Annotated in this window: 6 protein-coding genes; 3 read left to right on the top strand and 3 right to left on the bottom strand. The window is 74.0% G+C overall.

The features are described from left to right. The coding region (locus HGA02_RS14325) for a response regulator transcription factor (RefSeq protein WP_168679642.1) at positions 1 to 245 on the top strand (245 nt) is incomplete at its 5' end. A gap of 4 nt (positions 246 to 249) precedes the next feature. Here the strand turns inward: HGA02_RS14325 and HGA02_RS14320 are convergent. Further along, positions 250 to 1,224 (bottom strand): ScyD/ScyE family protein, encoded by a 975-nt coding sequence (locus tag HGA02_RS14320; protein WP_168679640.1) that lies wholly within the window; start codon positions 1,222 to 1,224, stop codon positions 250 to 252. Between the two features lie 202 nt (positions 1,225 to 1,426). On the opposite strand from HGA02_RS14320, the gene HGA02_RS14315 reads away from it, so the two are divergent. Both HGA02_RS14315 and HGA02_RS14310 read left to right on the top strand, forming a co-directional pair. Then, the gene (locus HGA02_RS14315) at positions 1,427 to 1,846 is read left to right on the top strand and encodes a helix-turn-helix domain-containing protein (RefSeq protein WP_210728599.1); all 420 of its coding nucleotides are present in this window, start codon (positions 1,427 to 1,429) and stop codon (positions 1,844 to 1,846) included. Positions 1,847 to 1,869: 23 nt separating this feature from the next. Further along, the gene (locus HGA02_RS14310) at positions 1,870 to 2,280 is read left to right on the top strand and encodes a VOC family protein (protein WP_168679638.1); all 411 of its coding nucleotides are present in this window, start codon (positions 1,870 to 1,872) and stop codon (positions 2,278 to 2,280) included. A gap of 87 nt (positions 2,281 to 2,367) precedes the next feature. Here the strand turns inward: HGA02_RS14310 and HGA02_RS14305 are convergent, their stop codons facing one another. Together HGA02_RS14305 and HGA02_RS14300 are read right to left on the bottom strand one after the other, a co-directional pair. Next, positions 2,368 to 2,595, bottom strand: coding sequence for a hypothetical protein (locus tag HGA02_RS14305; RefSeq protein ID WP_124344125.1), 228 nt, complete (start codon positions 2,593 to 2,595; stop codon positions 2,368 to 2,370). Positions 2,596 to 2,733: 138 nt separating this feature from the next. Further along, on the bottom strand, positions 2,734 to 3,174 hold a 441-nt coding region (locus tag HGA02_RS14300), incomplete at its 5' end, for a DNA-3-methyladenine glycosylase family protein (RefSeq protein WP_425483068.1).

Below are 3,174 nucleotides of genomic sequence, written 5' to 3'. Positions count from 1 at the left end.
CCGCACCGGCCGGCGACCCGCCCCGCGAGCGGGCGCGCGCGCTCCTCGCGACGCTGACGGACCGTGAGCGCGAGGTCGCCGAGGCCGTCGGCGCGGGCATGTCGAACGCGGAGATCGCGCGGGCGCTGCACCTCGGTGTCGCGACCGTGAAGACGCACGTCGGGAACGTCCTCACCAAGCTGGACGCGACGAACCGGGTGCAGATCGCCCGCTGGGTGCACGAGGCGGGCGACGAGCGGGTCTGAGGCGTCAGCGCCCGAGACCGACCCGCCAGACCTCGCCGCCGAGGGTCACGACCCACGCCGTGCCGCGCACGACCTGGAACGACGTCGGCTGGTCGAGACCGTCGGCGACGAGCCGCAGCGTGCCGTGGTGGCCGACGGAGTACAGCCGGCCCGTGCCGGGCGCCGCGGGGGAGCCCGCCTCGCCGCCGGGCGGCCAGTCGCCCTGCGCGAGCGCGTACAGCCGGTGCCCGCCGGCCCACTCGACGTCCACCATGAGCGGACCGCCCGCCGCGACGGTCGTCGCGGTCGACGCGTGCGGGCCGAACGCGACGACCTTGCCGTCGCGCGGCAGGTGCGGCAGCGGTCCGGACTCCGCGACGAACACCGTCGACCCCTTGAGCGCCAGGCCGGTCGGGACGACGTTCGGGAGCGCGAGGCGCACCGACACGGAGCCGTCGTGCCGCACCCGGTAGATGCGGTTGTGGTGACCGTCGGAGACGAGGAACCCGTCGCGGTACGGCTCGAACGCGAACTGCACCCCGGTGGGGACGAAGTAGTCGGTCGCGGGCGGGTTCGCGGTCGCGAAGGCGCCGATGTCGGCGACGAGCGTGAACGTGCTCGGGCCGTCGACCCGGTAGATCCCGTCGACCGCTGACCCGCCGACGTCGGCGCTCACGAACGTCACGAGCGCGTACGCGGTGCGCCCGCGGAACGCGACGTCGAACACCCCGCCCCCGCCCGCGGGACGCGTGGGCAGGCCGGACGCGAACGTCGTGACCGCGCTCGTGCGCGGGTCGACGCGCGAGATCACGCCGCTCTCGGGCGACGCGACGTACAGGGCCCCGTCAGGGCCGATCGTGCTGCCCATCCCGCTGCCGAGCCCCGTCACGACCCGGACGGGGTCGGTGCCGGGCGACGGGTGGTGGGCGGATGCCGTGGTGGGCACCAGCGCGAGGAGAAGTGCGGATCCGATCAGGAGCAGCAGTCGTCGAGGTCCCATGGGACCCCTCCTTCCAGCAACCGAGGCACGTGCGTGGTCGGATGCACGAGGCGTCGTCGCGTCGTCGCGTCGTCGCACCCGGACGAGAAGCCCTTCGCCGCCGCGACCGACGCTAGTCCTCCCGGGTGGTCGGGATCCACGGCCTCCCGACGGCCCGTCCGTGAGGGCGGGATGCGTCCGGCGGGCGCGCGACGGTGGTTCGATGACGGGCGTGAGCAAGGCCGTCGAGGACACCAACCGGAGCATGCTGCGCGCCCGCGACGCGATGGACCGCGCGTACGCCGAGCCGCTCGACGTGCCGTCGCTCGCGCGCGTCGCGCACGTGTCGGAGGCGCACTTCATCCGCACGTTTCGCGCGACGTTCGGCGAGACCCCGCACCGCTACCTGCAGCGTCGTCGCGTCGAGCGCGCGATGCTGCTGCTGCGCGAGACCGACCGCAGCGTCACCGAGATCTGCCTGGCCGTCGGCTTCACGAGCCTCGGCACGTTCAGCCGCACGTTCCGCGACGTCGTCGGCGAGTCGCCGACCGCGCACCGCGCACGCGGGCCGCTCGCGATCGCGCCGACGTGCTTCACCAAGGCGTGGGTCAGACCGAGCAGTTTCGGAGAAGCGTCGACCTGACGGCGCTCAGTAGCGTCGGCGGCATGCTGAACTCCATCTCCATCACCCAGATCTACGTGCTCGACCAGGACGAGGCGCTCGACTTCTACGTCGGCAAGCTCGGCTTCGAGATCGGGACCGACCAGGACCTCGGCTTCATGCGCTGGCTCACGGTCCGCGTGCCCGGTGCCCCGGACCGGGAGGTCCTGCTGGAGCGCCCCGGGCCTCCGTCGCTCGACCCGGCGACCGCCGAGCAGGTCCGCGAGCTGGTCGCGAAGGGCGCGACGGGCGGCCACCTGTTCCTCACGACCGACGACGCGCACACGACGTACGCGACGCTCAAGGAGCGGGGGGTCGAGCTCACGGAGGAGCCGACCGAGCGGCCGTACGGCATCGACTTCGGGCTGCGCGACCCGTTCGGGAACCACGTCCGGATCGCGCAGACGCACCGCTGACGGGCGCCCCCGCGTGGGTGGGGGTCCGCGCCGCGCCGGGCTCGCCGGTCTGCCGTCGAGCCCGGCGGGGTCGCCGGACCGGTGCGGTCAGTCGCCCTCGAGCGCCGGCAGGATCGTCGTCGGGATCATGAACGACAGCGTGATCGACGCGATCGCGCCGACGAACGTCCAGTGGCTCCAGTCGGGACCCTGGAACGACAGCGCGAACAGCACGATCCCCGCCGCGAACAGCAGGAACGCGAAGAACGCGCCGACGACGCGACCTGCGGACTCGGTCCGCTCCTCGTCGCGCGGCGCGATGACCGGATAGCTCATGGGACCCACCTTTCGTCGGGGTCGATCCTGCCCCGTGGCGGGCGGCGTGGCCAACCGCGAGCCGGCCGCGCGACGACGCCGGCGCAGGGCACGTGAGCGCAGGGCATGTCAGCGCTGGACGTGTCAGCGCTGGGGATGTCAGCGCAGGGGGAGCGCGCGCGGTGAGCGTGGCCCGAACTTCGGGGCGCGACCCGCGAGCGTCGTCTCGACCAGCCGGATGACGCGCTGCCGGTGCCCGCGCCACGGCTCGAGGAGCTCGAGCATGCCCGCGTCGTCCGTGCGGCGGCCCGTGAGCGCCCACCCGACGAGGTGCGCGAGGTGGAAGTCGCCGACCGACACCGCGTCGGCGTCGCCGAGCGCGCGGGACGTCGTCTCGGCGACCGTCCACGGCCCGATGCCCCGGACCGTCAGCAGCCGTCGCCGCGCCTCGGTGAGCGGCAGGTCGACCGCCTCGTCGAGCCGGCGACCGACCTCGGCCGCGCGCCTGATCGTCGAGGACCGCTGGTCGTCGACGCCGGCCTGCCGCCACTCCCACACGGGCATGTCGCGCCACACCACCCACGGCGGCGGCACGCGCAT

Source organism: Cellulomonas septica, from assembly GCF_012396155.1.
Classification (GTDB): domain Bacteria; phylum Actinomycetota; class Actinomycetes; order Actinomycetales; family Cellulomonadaceae; genus Cellulomonas; species Cellulomonas septica.
This window is presented reverse-complemented; position numbering and strand designations above follow the sequence as displayed.

Coding starts and splice junctions, on each gene's coding strand:
- HGA02_RS14320 (WP_168679640.1), bottom strand. CDS start 1,224: ATGGGACCTCGACGACTGCTGCTCCTGATCGGATCCGCACTTCTCCTC.
- HGA02_RS14310 (WP_168679638.1), top strand. CDS start 1,870: ATGCTGAACTCCATCTCCATCACCCAGATCTACGTGCTCGACCAGGAC.
- HGA02_RS14315 (WP_210728599.1), top strand. CDS start 1,427: ATGACGGGCGTGAGCAAGGCCGTCGAGGACACCAACCGGAGCATGCTG.
- HGA02_RS14305 (WP_124344125.1), bottom strand. CDS start 2,595: ATGAGCTATCCGGTCATCGCGCCGCGCGACGAGGAGCGGACCGAGTCC.